The 15763-nt window shown below is 60.1% G+C and carries 17 protein-coding genes and 1 pseudogene; 6 read left to right on the forward strand and 12 right to left on the reverse strand.

What is annotated here, in order from left to right; translation table 11 throughout:
- The 3 genes from FV227_RS23935 to FV227_RS23945 all read right to left on the reverse strand — a co-directional run.
- A partial coding sequence (locus tag FV227_RS23935) for a DUF2252 family protein (protein WP_246688377.1) occupies nucleotides 1-674 on the reverse strand: 674 nt, incomplete at its 3' end.
- A 162-nt stretch (nucleotides 675-836) separates the two neighbouring features.
- On the reverse strand, nucleotides 837-1133 hold the full coding sequence (locus tag FV227_RS23940) for a hypothetical protein (RefSeq protein ID WP_147860072.1): 297 nt from the start codon (nucleotides 1131-1133) through the stop codon (nucleotides 837-839).
- The gene (locus FV227_RS23945; protein WP_147764658.1) at nucleotides 1126-1803 is read right to left on the reverse strand and encodes an AAA family ATPase; all 678 of its coding nucleotides are present in this window, start codon (nucleotides 1801-1803) and stop codon (nucleotides 1126-1128) included. The genes FV227_RS23940 and FV227_RS23945 overlap by 8 nt, the downstream gene beginning before the upstream one ends.
- Before the next feature lie 204 nt (nucleotides 1804-2007).
- Between FV227_RS23945 and FV227_RS29250 the strand changes: the two genes are divergently transcribed.
- Nucleotides 2008-2169: a hypothetical protein gene (locus FV227_RS29250; RefSeq protein ID WP_187274928.1), complete on the forward strand. Its 162-nt coding sequence runs from the start codon at nucleotides 2008-2010 to the stop codon at nucleotides 2167-2169.
- Here the strand turns inward: FV227_RS29250 and FV227_RS23950 are convergent.
- Nucleotides 2166-3104 carry an IS481 family transposase gene (locus tag FV227_RS23950; RefSeq protein ID WP_147860073.1) on the reverse strand — a complete coding sequence of 313 codons (939 nt, stop codon included), beginning with the start codon at nucleotides 3102-3104 and terminating at the stop codon, nucleotides 2166-2168. The two genes, FV227_RS29250 and FV227_RS23950, sit on opposite strands and share 4 nt — an antisense overlap.
- Nucleotides 3105-3333: 229 nt before the next feature.
- On the opposite strand from FV227_RS23950, the gene FV227_RS23955 reads away from it, so the two are divergent.
- Nucleotides 3334-4311: a site-specific integrase gene (locus FV227_RS23955; protein WP_246687879.1), complete on the forward strand. Its 978-nt coding sequence runs from the start codon at nucleotides 3334-3336 to the stop codon at nucleotides 4309-4311.
- A 1278-nt stretch (nucleotides 4312-5589) separates the two neighbouring features.
- Here FV227_RS23955 and FV227_RS23965 read toward each other — a convergent pair.
- The 5 genes from FV227_RS23965 to FV227_RS23995 form a co-directional block, all read right to left on the reverse strand.
- On the reverse strand, nucleotides 5590-5952 hold the full coding sequence (locus FV227_RS23965) for a hypothetical protein (protein ID WP_147860075.1): 363 nt from the start codon (nucleotides 5950-5952) through the stop codon (nucleotides 5590-5592).
- A gap of 4 nt (nucleotides 5953-5956) precedes the next feature.
- The gene (locus tag FV227_RS23970; protein ID WP_147860076.1) at nucleotides 5957-6676 is read right to left on the reverse strand and encodes a hypothetical protein; all 720 of its coding nucleotides are present in this window, start codon (nucleotides 6674-6676) and stop codon (nucleotides 5957-5959) included.
- Between the two features lie 936 nt (nucleotides 6677-7612).
- Nucleotides 7613-7822, reverse strand: coding sequence for a hypothetical protein (locus FV227_RS23985; RefSeq protein ID WP_147860079.1), 210 nt, complete (start codon nucleotides 7820-7822; stop codon nucleotides 7613-7615).
- The gene (locus FV227_RS23990) at nucleotides 7795-8058 is read right to left on the reverse strand and encodes a hypothetical protein (protein ID WP_147860080.1); all 264 of its coding nucleotides are present in this window, start codon (nucleotides 8056-8058) and stop codon (nucleotides 7795-7797) included. The genes FV227_RS23985 and FV227_RS23990 overlap by 28 nt, the downstream gene beginning before the upstream one ends.
- Nucleotides 8059-8060: 2 nt before the next feature.
- On the reverse strand, nucleotides 8061-8825 hold the full coding sequence (locus FV227_RS23995; protein WP_147860081.1) for a Crp/Fnr family transcriptional regulator: 765 nt from the start codon (nucleotides 8823-8825) through the stop codon (nucleotides 8061-8063).
- Between the two features lie 637 nt (nucleotides 8826-9462).
- On the opposite strand from FV227_RS23995, the gene FV227_RS24000 reads away from it, so the two are divergent.
- The 3 genes from FV227_RS24000 to FV227_RS24010 all read left to right on the forward strand — a co-directional run bounded on the left by FV227_RS24000 (nucleotide 9463) and on the right by FV227_RS24010 (nucleotide 13287).
- A complete protein-coding gene (locus tag FV227_RS24000) occupies nucleotides 9463-10887 on the forward strand; it encodes a sensor domain-containing diguanylate cyclase (RefSeq protein ID WP_187274929.1) in 1425 nt (474 codons plus the stop codon).
- 342 nt (nucleotides 10888-11229) lie between these two features.
- Nucleotides 11230-11511, forward strand: a complete 282-nt coding sequence (locus FV227_RS29255; RefSeq protein WP_187274930.1) for a hypothetical protein — start codon at nucleotides 11230-11232, stop codon at nucleotides 11509-11511.
- Between the two features lie 90 nt (nucleotides 11512-11601).
- Entirely contained in the window at nucleotides 11602-13287 is a 1686-nt protein-coding gene (locus FV227_RS24010; protein WP_147860083.1) for a methyl-accepting chemotaxis protein, read from the forward strand.
- 87 nt (nucleotides 13288-13374) lie between these two features.
- On the opposite strand, the gene FV227_RS29260 is transcribed toward FV227_RS24010, so the two are convergent.
- Both FV227_RS29260 and FV227_RS24015 read right to left on the reverse strand, forming a co-directional pair.
- Nucleotides 13375-13542: a hypothetical protein gene (locus FV227_RS29260; protein WP_187274931.1), complete on the reverse strand. Its 168-nt coding sequence runs from the start codon at nucleotides 13540-13542 to the stop codon at nucleotides 13375-13377.
- 102 nt (nucleotides 13543-13644) lie between these two features.
- Nucleotides 13645-14160: a MucR family transcriptional regulator gene (locus tag FV227_RS24015; RefSeq protein ID WP_210246737.1), complete on the reverse strand. Its 516-nt coding sequence runs from the start codon at nucleotides 14158-14160 to the stop codon at nucleotides 13645-13647.
- A gap of 112 nt (nucleotides 14161-14272) precedes the next feature.
- Between FV227_RS24015 and FV227_RS24020 the strand changes: the two genes are divergently transcribed.
- Nucleotides 14273-14974, forward strand: coding sequence for a response regulator transcription factor CtrA (locus FV227_RS24020; RefSeq protein WP_147860084.1), 702 nt, complete (start codon nucleotides 14273-14275; stop codon nucleotides 14972-14974).
- Between the two features lie 241 nt (nucleotides 14975-15215).
- Here FV227_RS24020 and FV227_RS24025 read toward each other — a convergent pair.
- Nucleotides 15216-15763 (reverse strand): annotated as a pseudogene (locus FV227_RS24025) (IS5 family transposase); the annotation flags it as partial.

Here is a 15763-nt window from a genome sequence, read left to right on the forward strand (position 1 = left end):
CCGGCGAAGACAAGATCGTCGGCTCGCGATGCGGACTGCCAGACTTCGAGCGATCCGCGAGGGGCAAGATCGTTCATCGTGTGCTGGTAGCCTGCCACGGCGCTCAGCGTCGCCTCCCGACGCTCAGGTGGGGGCACGTCAGCGTCGCGAGCTGCCACCTCGATGCTCGCACAGAGCCGCTTGAGATCCCACTCCCACGGTCCAACTGTGACCTCATCGAAGTCGTTGAGATCCAATACGACATCGCCTTGTGGGGTGCCGAACAAGCCGAAATTGGAAATGTGTGCGTCCCCGTTCAAAACCACATCGATTGCGGTGCGAGGACCATGAGCGAGGTCCCAGGCCATGCCCTGAGCAGCCCCACGGAGAAAAGCGAATGGTGAGGAAGCCATGCGGGCGATGCGGAGAGGAATGAGGTGCGATTGCCGGCCCTCATGTGCTGCCTCGATCAGCATCACCGGATCTGGACGATCCGCGCTAACATTCAGTACGGAATGAGCTTTATGAGGAATTTCGATACGTAGGATTTTGCCGGCGGTGCGCCGCTTGTCCCACGGCTCCACGCCCGAACGCAGCTCGATATGCGGAAAGTCTGCCAATGGCTCCAGGACCGTTTCTTCAGCGGCTTTGACCAGAGCCTCTTGGTGATCGCTGAGCAGTGGTGTGGTGTCCATAAAGTGTGCTGACCGCTCCATCGACCTCAACCGCTCGCTGCAAATGAAGCTAGCGGCACGATGGCAAATTGAAAGCGCCTGACTAACGTTGGCCGAGCGGAATGCCGGATCACAGGGGGGAGCGGGAACGCGTAGCACGTCAGTCCAACTCTGGTGCACCCCTTACCGGCTGTGTTTTGCAAGAATTTCGTGCATGGCTTCGGTGACCAGCGCCTCGATGGAGTTACCTGCCCGGCCGTGTTCGGCAACCAGCTCGCGGGACAGGCTACGCACCTTTGCGATGAGATCCCGGTCCAGCCACACCGTGAACGCCTGTCGGTTTTCGCGATGGTCGCGCACTTTAGGTGTAGGTGTACCTAAACCTTGAAGTTGAGGTGTAGATTTAGGTTGAGGTGTAGGGTCCAGGATAGGCTGCTCTCCAACCACGAACGATGCGGACAGGCTCGGCCGTTTAGCCATTCTGCTTCTCCGTCCGCTTGCGTTTCACCTTGATACCCACCTGCTTTGCTACCCAACGGAATAAAGCATCGATCTCCTCAGCCCCTTTTCCGTTCGGCTCGATCTCCTGGATCGTGCTGCCGTCGATCAGGCAAGACTTGTAGCCCTTGCGGTGACAGATGAAGGGCGCACCATGCTCGCGACCGGTCGGGATACCGCGGGAGACGAACCCCGCAGCCGCCTCCTTCACATCCTTCTTCGCACCGCTCACATCCACATCAGTGAAGATGACGAAGTTCGGCTTGCCCAGGCCCTTGGCCATCGTATGTGAGGTCGGCACGGCATCCATGTCGGCCAACGACGTGCGCGATGGGATCAGCACGAGGTCGGACAACTCAGCCGCTCGCTTGCCCATGATCTCGGCTTTACCCGCCGTATCGATCAGGACCAACTCGGCACCCTGCTTCTCGAACTCGCGCAGTGTGGGTTCAAGGAAGTCCGGCGTCGTCTCTGGCCTAACCGGCGGCCCGTCCGTCTGCCTTCGTGTGGACCACATCCGAAGCGTCGCCTGAGGATCGGTGTCCACGATCGCGCTCAGAATACCGGCGTGGTGAGCAGCCACAGCGAGGTGCGCCGTGAGCGTGGACTTCGTGCTTCCGCCCTTCAAACCCAAGATCGTGACAACCCGCATCGACTCACCTCCGGCGCGCTTTCTAAAACGGTGTAGGTCTAAGGTCCAACAATACCGTTTAGCTTGACCTCTAGGTAACCGGTTTAGGTTTATCGTTTGAGTTTAGGTTTAGGTTTACGGTGTACGCACCTTGCGGTTGACATTGATGGCGTGTAAGTTCCGATAAGACGCATTCTCGAAAGTTTGAAGCGGTAGCCGGTCTCAATGGCAGCGATCATTCTGATAGACGGCACCAACGGCGAGCGCCTTCCGGCGAAACCCGCCCACGGCTCGCCCTACAACGGCTGCGGCTACTGCTGCGCGACGCAGGCTTGCGGCGTGGCCCTCGACCACATTCCCGGCCATCCGACCGAGGGCGCGTGCTAGTTGTCGTTGCCCAGAAGGTTGTTCAGGCTTTGCCAGGGTGTCTGTCGGCTGAGGGCGGAGTGGGTTCGGCTGGTGTTGTAGTGGTCGATCCAGGGGCTCATGGCTTGTGTCCGCTCGGCGGATGAGGCGTAGGGCTCGGCGTAGATCCATTCACGCAGCGAGGTCTGGATGAAGCGCTCGGCCTTGCCGTTGGTGCGCGGCGTGTAGGGCCGGGTCCGGACATGGCGCAGGCCGGCCTCGGCGAGCAGGTCGCGGAAGGCATGGCTGCGGTAGGCCGCGCCGTTGTCGCTCATCACGCGCTCGACGGTGACGCCATGTCGGGCAAAGAACGCCAGCGCCTCACTCATGAAGGTGATGGCGCTCTGCTTGGTCTCGTCGGGCAGGACGGCCGTGTAGGCGAGACGCGAGGCATCGTCGATGGCCACATGTAGGGCCTCCCAGCCGATGCCGCGCCGGCCGTCGCGCCGGTTGCCGGTGATGCGGTGACCGACGCCGTCGATCCGGCCGAGCTTCTTCGTGTCGATGTGGATGAGTTCGCCCGGCCTCTCGCGCTGATAGCGGATGACCGGCGGCCGAACGTCCAGCGCGCTCAGACGGCCGAGACCGAGACCGCGCAGGACCCGGCCGATGGTGGAGCGCGGGATGGTGAGGCGCTCGGCGATGGTCTGCCCCGTCAGCCGCGTGCGCCGCAGGGCCTCGACCTGCGTGCAGATCGCGGGCGTGACGCGCACCTTTGGCCGGAGGGGCGCCGAGCTTCTGTCGCGAAGTGCCCCCGCGCCGCCCGCCCGAAAGCGGGCCAGCCACTTGTAGGCCGAGCGCTCGCTGAGGCCCGCAGCCTGCGCGGCCTCGGCCACGCGCCAGCCTTCGACCAGGATCCGGTTCACCAGAAGAGCTCGACCATGGACCGTCATGCGGGCATGCTGATGGGTGTTCATCCGGGGCGCTCGGTCAGGGTTGGTTGGCTTCGCAACCCCAGCCTCTCACCCCCGCCCCGGGTGAACAACCTTCATAGCTTCGACAGCTAGGCGCTGGAATTTGAGGACGGTCAGTTCCTCTGCGGCATGATCCGCCGGCCGGGGCACTACGTGGGCCTTCCGAACGATTGGGCTGACGAGGCGATTGGCGGGATGATCGCGGATGCGCTCGGCGCGGGGAAGGGCTGTGATGCCGAGATCTGAACCCTCGATGCGATCCGTCGCGGTTCTGCACGTCGCCGGGATCAACCTGGCGGCCGATGCCCTCGCCCTGGTGCGGGACTATCAGCGCGCCTCGAAGACCAGCGCCACGGTCCGCGCCTACAAGTCGGACGCGGCGGCCTTCACGGCCTGGTGCGACGGCCATGGGGTCTCGTCTCTGCCGGCCTCGCCCGAGACGGTGGCGGCGTTCCTCTCGCATGAGGCGGCAGCCGGGCGGGCCTCGTCCACGATCGGCAGGCGGCTCGCCGCCATCGCCTACGCGCACAAGCTCGCCGGGCTGCCGGACCCCGGCGCGCACGAAACGGTGCACGCGGTTATCAAAGGCATTCGGCGGCGCCCCAACACGGAGATCCGGCAGAAGACCGCCGCGACCGCCGAGGTGCTGGCGGCCATGCTCTCGCACGTCTCGCCTCGGCTCGCCGGCAAACGCGCCCGGGCCTTACTCGGGCTTGGGTTCGCTGGTGCCTTCCGGCGGTCGGAACTCGCCGCGCTGCTCGTCTCGGACCTGACCGACCACACCGATGGCCTGCGCGTACTGATCCGGCGCTCGAAGACAGACCAGGAGGGCAGGGGGGTCGAGAAGGCGATCCCGCACGGTCGGCATGTCCGGCCAGTCGCCTTGGTGCGGGACTGGCTCGCGGCTGCCGAGATCACGGATGGGCCGGTGTTCCGGCCAGTGTCGCGGTCAGGCCGGATCAGAGCCGAGGCGCTGACGGATCGCAGCATCGGGGACATCGTGAAGCGGTACGCGGGGGCGGCCGGGTTCGATCCTGCGGCGTTCGGCGGGCATTCCCTACGAGCGGGGTTCGTGACCACGGCGGCCGAGCGTGGCGCGGACCTGGCTCGCATTATGGAAATGTCGGGCCATCGCGATCCGCGCACGGTGGTCGGCTACATTCGGCGGGCGAACGCTTTCAAGGGGCATTCGGGGAGCGGGTTCCTTTAAGCGCAGGTGCTGCCTAACAGCCGTGTTCCGGGATGAGATTGCGCGCCTCAAAGCGGATCGTGATGCACGGCGCATCTCATACAAGGAATAGGCGGAATGCACGGGTGCAGCTGTGCGAGCAGACGTCACGTTCAGCCCGGATCAGGAAGCTGCAGTAGCCTATCGGACGCAGTTAGCTCGACACGTGGACGGAGGCGAGATGACACCGCGCTAGTTCGAACGCGAGAGTGCTCGTACCCTGGAACGCGTGAAGTTGGGTAAGCCAGAGGTCTGCCCCCTCCAACCTCGGCCGGGAATGGGCGCGCGATTTAATTACTGCTGCATGCCTGAGAATTAATCCGCAGCAGGATTAAAACTTCACAGATAGTTAGCAATTGATCATACCGCCTCAGATATTTTATCTAGTCTGCGCTGACCGGAGTTCCGGTGAAGATACTATCGACCGGTTCCGTTGGTTGTTGCCCCCCGGATCCAGCTGACGGAACCGTGTTTTGATGGCGCCGGCAAGGTTCAGGTACTATGTCTTTCAGCTTCATATTAGTTTTATCCTACTGCATGGTAACCGCTATAGTAGTCACTGCAACGATCTAGCCTTAAAAATCGATCATCTCTAAAGGCTTCGTTTTAAGCTGACGCGAAAGCGATATAACCCATATTTTATAAAGGCAGACAACATGCCGGGAAATGAATATCTTATTGCTGGTTTGGCGATCCTGACCCTGATGGTGGTCATTGTAGTCGCATCTGTGCTCCGGGGCAGAGTAGCGAAGTCTAAGGGCGATCCTGAACGCTCAAGCTTCGTAAAAGACCACGGTGAGGCACCACGGCCAAACCGACCTGGCACAGAACACTGATAATCGCAAGAAAGCTATCCATGCCGCGTTATTTTATATCGACGTCAGATCAAGCACAGGTACATGAGAAAGAAGGCCTTGTTCTTTCCGGACCCGACGAGCTGGCACAAGTCTTACGGCAGACACTGGCGACAATGCTCCACGATGGAGAGAATAATCAAGGAAGAACCGTTTTTACGGCAAACGCTCACGACTCACATGGCGATCGCATTATGGATGCCAGAGTCACTATGATGGCGCGCGAACTGTAGTGATACTTCGCCTCCATCTAAGTATTTAGTATCTACCTCTATTCTGTATCATAATTCTTTTGAATATCTGTGCAATACTAATCGAAATCAAGCCTACATTATTCGAAGATCTAGATGGAGGTAGTTCGCGTTGAAGCCGCAGAAGGCCTATCGATTAATTTCATGATGCGATTTCAGCTCCATAGCACGCTGAATGTTCGTTCGAAATCTATTAGCAAGGTCCGATTACAGAAGCTGTGAATAATTGGTCCATCCAAGGTATCTTCACGCATTTTTATCGTTTCGGTCGACTCATCATAACTAAAAGTTAGACGTCGATCTCCAAGGGTGGTCGTGAGAATAGCGTTTCTGCCGTCTGCATTCTGGGTCATTGTGGTCGAACCTGGCACCCCGCGCCACATGATCCCCCCGAGAAGGGCAAGGGTAATCGCTCTCATCTCCAAAGCTTCACCTTGAGACTGAGTGATAACGCTCACCGCATAACGACGTACCGCATCGAGGTCGGTCATTTCGGATTGGGGACGTATCTGCGCCATGGTGCTAGTCCTGGCTGGCAGTGATTTTCGTGCCACCCGTCGAAGTTGCCGAGTAGCCACCCCACCCCTCGGTCGAGACCGGCGACGTACCGCCCCAGCCTTCCAAGTCCCAGGTCGCGACACGTTGCTCCACGTCGACTGAGCCATGGTCCTTTAGAATGCCCATTACACGTTCGACCTCCGCCTCCTCGACGTGGAGGTTCAGCATCGCTCCTCCGCCGGCCAGCTTCGCGCAGTAAGATCCCCACGCCGCAGCCGGTAGACCGATTTCGCGAAGCTGTCTGTGAAGCACGCCGTCGGCAGGGGTCGGCTCTCCAGGCTCGCTGCAGCCGACCGGAGGTTTGGCAGGGCAAACGATAAGCCGGATCGCCCCCTCGGGGATGCCGGATGCGATCAACGTGCCTTTCGCCGACTGCGCATCGTCGCGGCTTCCGTACAGCGCGCTGATACCGAAACTCATGGCTTCGCCTTCGATATAAGGAGCGCTTGCGTCTGCTTGATGCGGAGAGCCATTCTCGGCCTCGATCTCCGCTCGTGCAGCTGCGATGAAGTCAGCACGTTGGTCCTCGCTCAGAAAAAAAGCTTCGCTGAGCGGAGGCTCATCTGCAGCGCCGGGGGCACCCCACATTCGATCTCCCAAACCATTGTTTTGGAAGTTGCGCTTGGCGCGCGCAAGCACCGCGATTTCGGCTACATCGGTCGTCGTCGTCTCGGCCGATTTCATGGGTTGGCCCTGCGTGCGGCTGGCTGCGGATAGGCTGGATTGCCGCCAGGCACACCACTGCTGTTCGCAGATGACGTGACATCCGATCTGCCGCTTTCGGACCCGGTGATCTGCTTCCGCGACGCGGCTTGGCTCTGGCTGGCGTAGTCAGGAGGGGAGTTCGCTCCCTGCCAAATCATTAGCCCAGCCAAGGAAGTGAGCATTAATCCGACGCTTACGATCAAGACATAGAGGGCTGGTCTGCCACGCTTACCCTGGCGGCTGTCCTGACCAGAGATATGTTCCGTCACCCGTAAACCTCGCTCGCCCAAATATGCTGGACGTAGAAACAGAACAGGCAGCGTGATCGAGAGGTTCAGACGTGCGACCTTATGGTTTCAATAAACAAATCATAAGTGATCAAAAAATATGATTTATCTAGTGGACATATAAACAATTTAAGAGATTGTCGCGAATGGGCGGTACAAAGCCGCAAATCTTTCCCGTGACATTTATGGGACGAACGCTTGGCTCGCCTGGTATGAACGTCTCATCACTCAAGATGCCAGATCCTGTCGAATTGATCGTTTTGACCCAGCAGCTTGCACAGCTGGCGGCATGCAAAACCCGCCGCGGCGAACCGGGCGGGCTGAAGAGTAACGGCAGACTGATAGTGCTGAAGGTGCTACCTTCCGCCACCGCTGCCGGTCGAGCTTAGGCGTGAAGGCTGTCCCTCGTTGCCGGAAACCGCCGAGTCGTCCGAAATTCCATCCTCGGCACGTCCAGTCGGTGAATAAGTAGCAGCGCCCTCCTCGCCGGTCGAACCTGGCTCGCGGGTCACGACACCAGGCACGCCGCGCGGCCCGACCCTACCCGTACTCGCGGGCACGTCCTGATACTGGGCGAAGGCAGGTGTAGAGAGCACGGCCGCAACAGCAGCGGCGAGCAAAATTTCAATCACTGTAATTCCAGACAATAGAGATGCGGCAGGAAAATCCTGGAGCGTCTGACAACAGGCGCTGTACGCGGTTGATCCCGCGGCAGTTCGGCCATCACGGTATGGTGCTTGACGAGGATCGTCAGTGCTACTTCGGCTGTCATGCCGTCGGGTGAACTTTGCAGCACCAATCCTGCTTCAATCACGCTTTTCGGTGCTGGCGCAGCCATCGAGTGGCCTCTTCCAGCGTGTCGAAGATCGGCGCTAACACTCCGAAAAGACGTCCGAAGGCCGCCTCTACGAACCAACCCCTGCCCATTTCGTGGTCCGGAGTATCGAGGCGCACCAACACCGCGATCAGCAGGCCGTTTGCTAGGACCAGACGTCCTTCCCGATCCGGGCTGCCGGTGTCAACCAAGATCGGCTGCAGCACGAGCAACGTCTCGACGTTGTCTCGCGCATCCATGCCTAGCTTCCCCGTAGCTCGTTCAGCCACGGCTCGCTTCGGCGTGCGCCCCAACGCGTGTTCTTGAGGTGGAGGTAGTTCGGGGTGAACCCACAAAACGACTTGAGCTGCTCGACGTTATGGATCGTCAGAACCCGCCGTTTGATCGTGATCAGGCCGAGATCACGAAGCTCTCGAAGCGTACGGTGAACGTGAACGGTGGACAAGCCCATCGCATCCGCAAGCTCCACCTGCGTGAACGGAAAGGGGTAGCTGTCGTTCGTGACCTTCCCGACGGCATCTAGCCGGACCAGCAATTCGCAGAGGAGATGAGCAAGACGCTGGTCCGGTGCACGGCCACCGAGATTGACCAGCCACTCTCGAAGCACCGCCTCATCGACGAGACCGCACCACCAGAAGGCCCGCGTAATCTGCGGATAGGCCTGGGTAATTTCCTCGATTGCCCGCCGCGGGATGTCGACGACATGGCACGCGGAGATCGTACCGATGTTGTGGTCCATCTGATCGAGGATAAACACGTTTAGATCGCAGAAATCTCCTGGAACCAGCAGTGCCATAATCTGGCGCTTGCCGTTCGGAAGCACCTTGTAGCGGCAAGCGATGCCATCAAGGATCAGATGGACGTTCTCAGGTTCGTCGCCTTCTCGGACCAAATCGACCCGTGCACCGACCTGCCGGATGCGTGGCGCCAAGCCATCCAAGGCTCGGCGATCGTTATCCGATAGGTCCTCGAAGCCTTCCAACTTCCGGGTCAGTACCTGATGCATCTCGCCTCGAAAGAAATAGACCGAAACGACTATGTCGGAAATCCAACATCCCAAACTGTCTTTTGATGTAAAATTCTAATTTATGTCCGTATTTTCCATGCAACCACGCAGCGTCTGCAACTTTGTGGGCGCGTGCAACTGGGGATCGTACCCTCGCCCTTCTCGGGACAAGTCCGTGACACAGCTCCGACAGTCCACGTACGGTGCCGCCCACTCGTCCACCATTAGTTCTGGGCCAGTGACGCAACCTGACCCAAGGTGGTGATATAACGCTGGACGCTGATAACACCGGTTATCGGCCCCCAGGATGTCGCTGAGAGGTTGTTGCGTTTACGTCGGAATGACCGTGTTAAGTAGGTGCCCCGGGTGGTCGCATTGCCCTCAGCGTGGCGGCGCCAGGCCTCAAGATCAACACTCGACAACTTACGGGATTAATCCATCGAACGGTGTCGAGTGATGGAAAATCGTTAAGCTTCCTCGGCTACAATCGGAGTGCAGAACATAACGACTGCTTATGACAATCCGATCGCCCTTCGCCCGCCTTGGACGCTGGACCCACTCGGCGCGTTCGCTGACGGCATTCAACCTCGCCTGCGTGGCCGGTCTCTGCAGCGTGTCCGCCGTAATGTTGTGGGACATGCGAGAGGATGCGACCCGCCGGACAGAGATCACTTCCCGTAGCCTGCTGCAGGTGCTGGAGCGCGATATCGCCCGCAATATCGAGCTCTATGGCCTATCGTTACAGGCGGTAGTCGACGGTATGAAGCGAACGGACGTGGCGCAGGCCTCGCCCGAACTTCGTCACATGATCTTGTTCGATCGCTCGGCGACCGGCCTCGGGTTCGGCTTCATCATGGTGATGAACGCGGCTGGCGATGTCGTTCTCAGCTCACAATCGGTCACGCCGAGCTCGCTAAACCGAGCCGATAGCGAGTACTTTCAGTACTTTACAGCTCATGACGATGACGGTTTGCATATCAGCCCACCGACCATATCCCGCCTGACGGGGCAATGGGTGGTCATGCTGAGCCGCCGCCTGTCAAGCTCGGACGGCTCGTTTGCCGGTGTTGTTACCGGAGCCATCCATCTCGACTACTTCCGAGGCTTGTTCGCTGCCGCGGGCGTGGCCCGTATCGGTACCGTAACCTTGTACGGGCCGGGCGGATCAATCCTAATGCGCGAGCCATTCGACCAGCAACTGCTTGGTAAGAGTGTTGCTCAACAGCCAAGCTATCGCCTGATCATGGCTCGGCAAAAAGGCAGCTTTAACGGTCCAGCGATGATCGGGGAAGGCGAGCGCCGCTTCGAGTTTACCCACGTTAGCGACCAACCTCTCCAACTCAGCACTGCGATCCCTCCGAAAGATATCTATGCAGACTGGTGGCAGAAGGCTCTAACTCTCGGAGGAGCCGTACTGTCTCTTTGTGCAGCCACCATGGGCCTAACGTGGTTGTTCCGTCGCGAACTCGATCGGCGGCAAATTGCCGAGATTGCTACGAGCGCCCTGAACGTCAAGCTCGAACGGCTGGCAACGACTGATGGGTTGACGGGATTGTCCAATCGTCGTCGCTTCGATGAGGTCCTAGCTCGGGAATGGTCGCGTGCCGTACGAACGCTGCAGCCACTTTCCCTAATCCTGCTGGATGCCGACTCATTCAAGGGGTTCAACGACTGTTACGGGCATCAGAAGGGCGATGAGGCCTTGAAGCTCATCGCTCGATCAATGGAAGCCGTCATCAGCCGTTCTGGCGATACCGGATACCGCATCGGCGGCGAGGAGTTTGCTGTCATCCTCCCAGATACGAGCGAGGAGGGTGCCAAGATCGTTGCCAGCCGTATCCAAGAAGCTGTGACGGGCTGGAAGCTCCCTCATGCGAGTAGCACGCATAGGGTGCTTACAGTGAGCTGCGGGTTGGCTCAGATCCCTGAAACCATCGCTATAGAACCGGCGGAGCTGTTTCGTGCTGCGGACGCTGCGCTCTACGAAGCCAAGCGATCAGGCCGTAACTGCGTTCGGGTTTCAGGAGCAGCTAATCCCAATCTGCTGTTGGTTGTCAGCTAACGATAGCGACTTCATCCAGTACGAGCACGGGCAGCGATCGTGGTGGTATCGCCGCATCTTCAAACGGTGGTTCGGCCACGCCCCTACCTGATCGCGCGGCGGGGGAACCCGGATCTCACTAGCTAGATGTTGGTCCCAGCATCTGGTGGAGCAGGTTTGATTTGAAGCGGCTTGGTTCCGCAAACCATGTTTGCGTATCGCTAAGGCCGTCCCGAGCCGCGTAGCCAGCGTCCGCTCAGCACTTGCGCCTATGACATAGCTTGCCCCAAAAGCGTCAGCCGACATCGGCCTACCGAACAGGTAGCTTTACCCTTCCTGACAGCCCTCAGTGCGCAGGCAGGCATGCTCGGCCTTGGTCTCGATGCCTTCGGCTATTACCGACAGCCCGAACTGGAGCCCAAGCTGCAGGATTGCACGTACGACGATCCGGGTCCGCCTGCCTTAGGACCCTCGCGTTGCCGCCAGTTCATGCGCTCAGACCTCGACACCATCGCCGATCGCATCCGCCGATTTCAGCCGAGCCACCGGGATCCCGAGCAGTTCCACGTCGAGAAGGACGAGATCGAGCGGGAGCTGCGGCAGTTAGCAAGGACAGCCGATCGATATGCTGTAAGCCCCCACTAATCTTTGAAGCCATCCACCAAGAACGTACAACGAGTTATTAACCACTGCAACTGAATATACAAATGATCAAACTGCTATAGGCCTGCTATCGTGCGCGTCTCTCTCAAATCCATTCTGATTGGCTCGATGGCATTGCTCGGCGTCGCCGCGGCTGGGCAGGGTGCAACTAGCGTCCTCAAGCTCAGGGCAATCGAGCGCGACGTGAACGAAACGACGACGAACTGGCTTCCATCTGTCAACGTCGTAAACACGATCAGCACGACGACGCGCGATGTGCGGGTTAAATTGTACCGCTTTGTCGTTGCCTCGGAAACCCCGCAGGCTTTGGAAAAGAACGAAGATAGCCTGAGGACCTCCCTTAAAACCATCGACGGGCTACGCCGAACCTATGAGCCATTGATCAGCTCACCCGAGGAGAAAGCGATCTACGATACCTTTGCGCCTTTGTGGACTCGCTACACAGAGGGCCAGGAGAACGTCATCGGCCTCATGAAGGCAGGTCGGAAGGCTGACGCATTGGCGCTCACCGTCAGTGCAGAAATGGCCGATTTGAACAGGGGTGCTGTCGGCGCCTTGCAGAAGGCTGTGGACCTGAACCGGGACGGGGCCCAGCGCAGCGGCGAATTGAGCATGGCCAACGCCGCCTCGGCCATGATCACGGCTTGGATCGCGATGGCGATTTCGCTGACAGCCGCCATCGGTGCCATGTTGTTCAGCCTGTTCGGCGTCGCGCGTCCGATCGAGCGCATGACCCGTACTATGGCTAGGCTGGCGGCCGGTGACACCACGGTGGAAATCCCGTCCCAAACCCGCCGCGACGAGATTGGCGACATGGCCGCCGCCGTGAGCGTGTTCAAGGACAACTTGATCCAGACGCGGAAGCTGGAAGCGGACACCGCAGCGGCGCGGGTGGCGGCCGAGGAACAGCGCAAGGCCGGCATGCGTCAGATGGCGGATGGCTTCGAAGCAGCTGTAGGCGGGATCATTGGCATGGTGTCGTCGTCGGCGACCGAGCTGCAGGCCACCGCCCAGACCCTGACCGCGACGGCGACGGAAACGGCGAGCCAGTCCACCACCGTGGCCGCCGCCGCCGAGGAGGCCGCCACCAACGTCAACACGGTGGCCGCGGCGGCCGAGGAACTTGCCTCATCGGTTCAGGAGATCAGCCGCCAAGTCGATGGCTCGGCAGCTCTGGCGCAGCAGGCCGTCGCTGAAACCGATCAGACTGGAGCTTTGGTGCAGGAGTTGAGCACGGCGGTATCGCGCATTGGCGACGTGGTCGGCATGATCTCCACCATTGCCGGACAGACCAACCTCCTGGCGCTGAATGCCACCATCGAAGCGGCGCGTGCCGGTGAAGCGGGACGGGGTTTCGCGGTGGTCGCCGCCGAGGTCAAGGAACTGGCTTCGCAGACGGCACGGGCGACCGATGAGATTTCGGGACAGATCGCACGCATCCAGGCGTCCACCGGTCAAGCCGTGACGGCGATCGGTGGCATCGCCGCGCGGATCCAGGAGATCAGCAGCGTGGCAACGTCCATCGCGGCGGCGGTCGAGCAGCAGGGGGCGGCGACGCAGGAGATCGTGCGCAACGTCAGCCAGGCAGCGATGGGTACGGGCGAGGTAACGAGCAACATCGCTGGCGTGGCCGGTGCGGCCGAAGAGACGGGCGCTGCGGCGAGCCAGGTGCTGGGCGCAGCCTCAGAGCTGTCGCGTCAGTCCGAGACCCTTGCAGCTGAAGTCGGATGCTTCCTCGCCACCGTTCGAGCAGCTTGATAGGATCAATGTGTAACCGCCTCGGTAGGCCCTAGGGCCTATCGAGGTTTACGATGCTGATCCGGCCCGAGCGCAGCTCGTGAGAAGCTAGGCCTGACCGTCCTCGGCAGCCTTGTCCGGATCATTCGGCTTCTTTTGAGCCTCGACCACCGGGTCTTTGTTCTCAGGCTTACCGCCGGTGGTTGGATCTGGGACGTTCACGCCCGTGATCGGCACGGTGGGTGGAATGGTAGGCTCGTGATCGCTTCCAGCCATGATCTGATGCTCCCTTCCCGAAGGTACCGTTCAGACGGCGCTTGGAATGCGGCGGAGCTGTGAAGGTGTACGCCAGCGCATAAAAATGGTTGCTGAGCAGCCTCAAGCCGTCTCGGCGGCCTTCTTCCGGACCTTGGCCTTCTCAACGCGGGTCTTGGGTGCCTCGGAGATCGTCTCTCCTGTATCAGCAGCCTTAGCGGCTACCTTGCGCCGCAGTTGGCCAAGGCCGAGTGAACGCGCCAGCTCAGACCGCTTGGCAGAGTAGGCGGCCGATACGATGGGGTAGTCAGACGGCAGGCCGTACTTCGCACGGTAGCTATCCGGTGTGAGCCCGCGAAGCGTGAGGTGGCGCTTCATCGTCTTGTAGGTCTTGCCATCCTCAAAGCTGACCATGCCGTCGGGGGTGATTGACTTGCGGATTTGGGCCGGCGTCGGCTTCTCAGCGGCGAGCTCGGCTGTCTCCTCCTTGCCAAGGCCATATAACGCCGCGTGCACGGAGGCGATCACACCAGGCAGCTCACTCAACGACACCCGGTTGTTCGAGACGTAGGCGGCGACAAGGTCGGCCGTCATTTCGAACTCATCGCGCCCCGAAACGAGCATCGCACCACCAGTCATACTATTACCCTTGAAAGACATATCGCTTTGCATAACGACATGGCAAATCGAGCGTCAAGCTTTTGTTAGGGATACCGCATCAGGAGTTTCTGAGATTTTTTGGGGTTGGACGATGCGGGTTCTGCTAATCGAGGATGATGCGTCGGTAGCGCAGAGCATCGAGCTGATGCTCAAAAAGGCTGGGTTCAATCCTTTTGTCACCGATCTCGGTGAGGAGGGAGTCGATCTCGGCAAGCTCTACGATTACGATATCATCCTGCTCGATCTGAACCTGCCCGACATGTCGGGCTACGAAGTGCTGCGCAGCCTTCGCCTCGCCAGGGTCAAGACGCCAATCCTGATCCTATCGGGCATGGCTGGCATTGAGGACAAGGTGAAGGGCCTCGGCTTCGGTGCCGACGACTACCTCACCAAGCCGTTCCACAAGGACGAGCTCGTGGCCCGCATCCAGGCGATTGTTCGGCGCTCACAGGGGCATGCAGCGGCCGTCGTCACGATCGACGACCTCACGGTCAATATCGATAAGAAGTTCGTCGAGGTTGCCGGTATCCCGACCAATCTCACGGCTAAAGAGTACCAGATGCTGGAACTCCTTGCCCTACGGAAGGGCACGACGATCACCAAAGAGATGTTCCTCAATCAGATCTACAGCGGCATGGACGAGCCAGAGATTAAGATCATTGACGTATTCATGTGCAAGCTGCGGAAGAAGCTCGCTACTGCATCGGGTGGCAAGAACTACATCGAGACGGTCTGGGGCCGCGGCTACGTCTTGCGCGAAGGTGTGCCCGAGATGAGAGCTTTGGCGAGCTGAAGCGCCAGTCCGCGGACCGGATCCCAATGCTCCGTGGCATGCTGCGCCACCCACTCGTCTGCCGTCAGTTCCGGGCCGAAGGCTAGGGTTAGCATCCCTTACATTGAGCCAATCAATATGGCCGGGGTCTGGACCCTACCTTCGCCCCGGTGAGAGCGCATGGCATGGTCGGGCATGACCTACCGCATCGACTTTTACCGGGAAGGCGCTGTCGTCAGCGTAGTGAAGGATCTAGGGTGTGTCATCGCTTGAGCCAATCGAGAGCTGCAGCGCGGGAGAGGACGCCCATGAAGCTGGCGGCGGTCTTCTCGTAGCGGGTGGCGATGGCACGCCATTCCTTGAGCCTGGCCCAGAGGTGCTCGACCTGACTGCGGTTGTTGTCGATCCAGTCTGGGCACGCGACGGGCGCCTCGTGGCGCTGGGGTGGGATCGCCGGTCGCGCCCATGTTCCAGATGTGCTGGCGAAAGGCGTGACGGGTGTCGCCGCGGTCCCCGACGACCCACTTGGGCACGCCCGTCAGTTGGTCGAGCAGGGGGACGGCATGAGGCAGTTCATGAGCCTGACCGGGTGCCAGCCGGAAGGCGATGGCGCGACCCTGCCCGTCGGCGATCACGCAAGCCTTGGAACTATCGCCGCCACGTGAGCGGCCAAGCGCTTCACGAGCGTCTCGCTCGGCCCCAGATCCCCCCTTTTGGCAGCCCCTGCCGCCTTTTGATGCGCCCGCACGTTGGTGCCATCGAGGAACACCATACCAAGCTGGACGCCCTGCTCTTGCACGAGGCCGAGCA

The sequence above is a fragment of the Methylobacterium sp. WL119 genome (assembly GCF_008039875.1).
GTDB lineage: Bacteria > Pseudomonadota > Alphaproteobacteria > Rhizobiales > Beijerinckiaceae > Methylobacterium.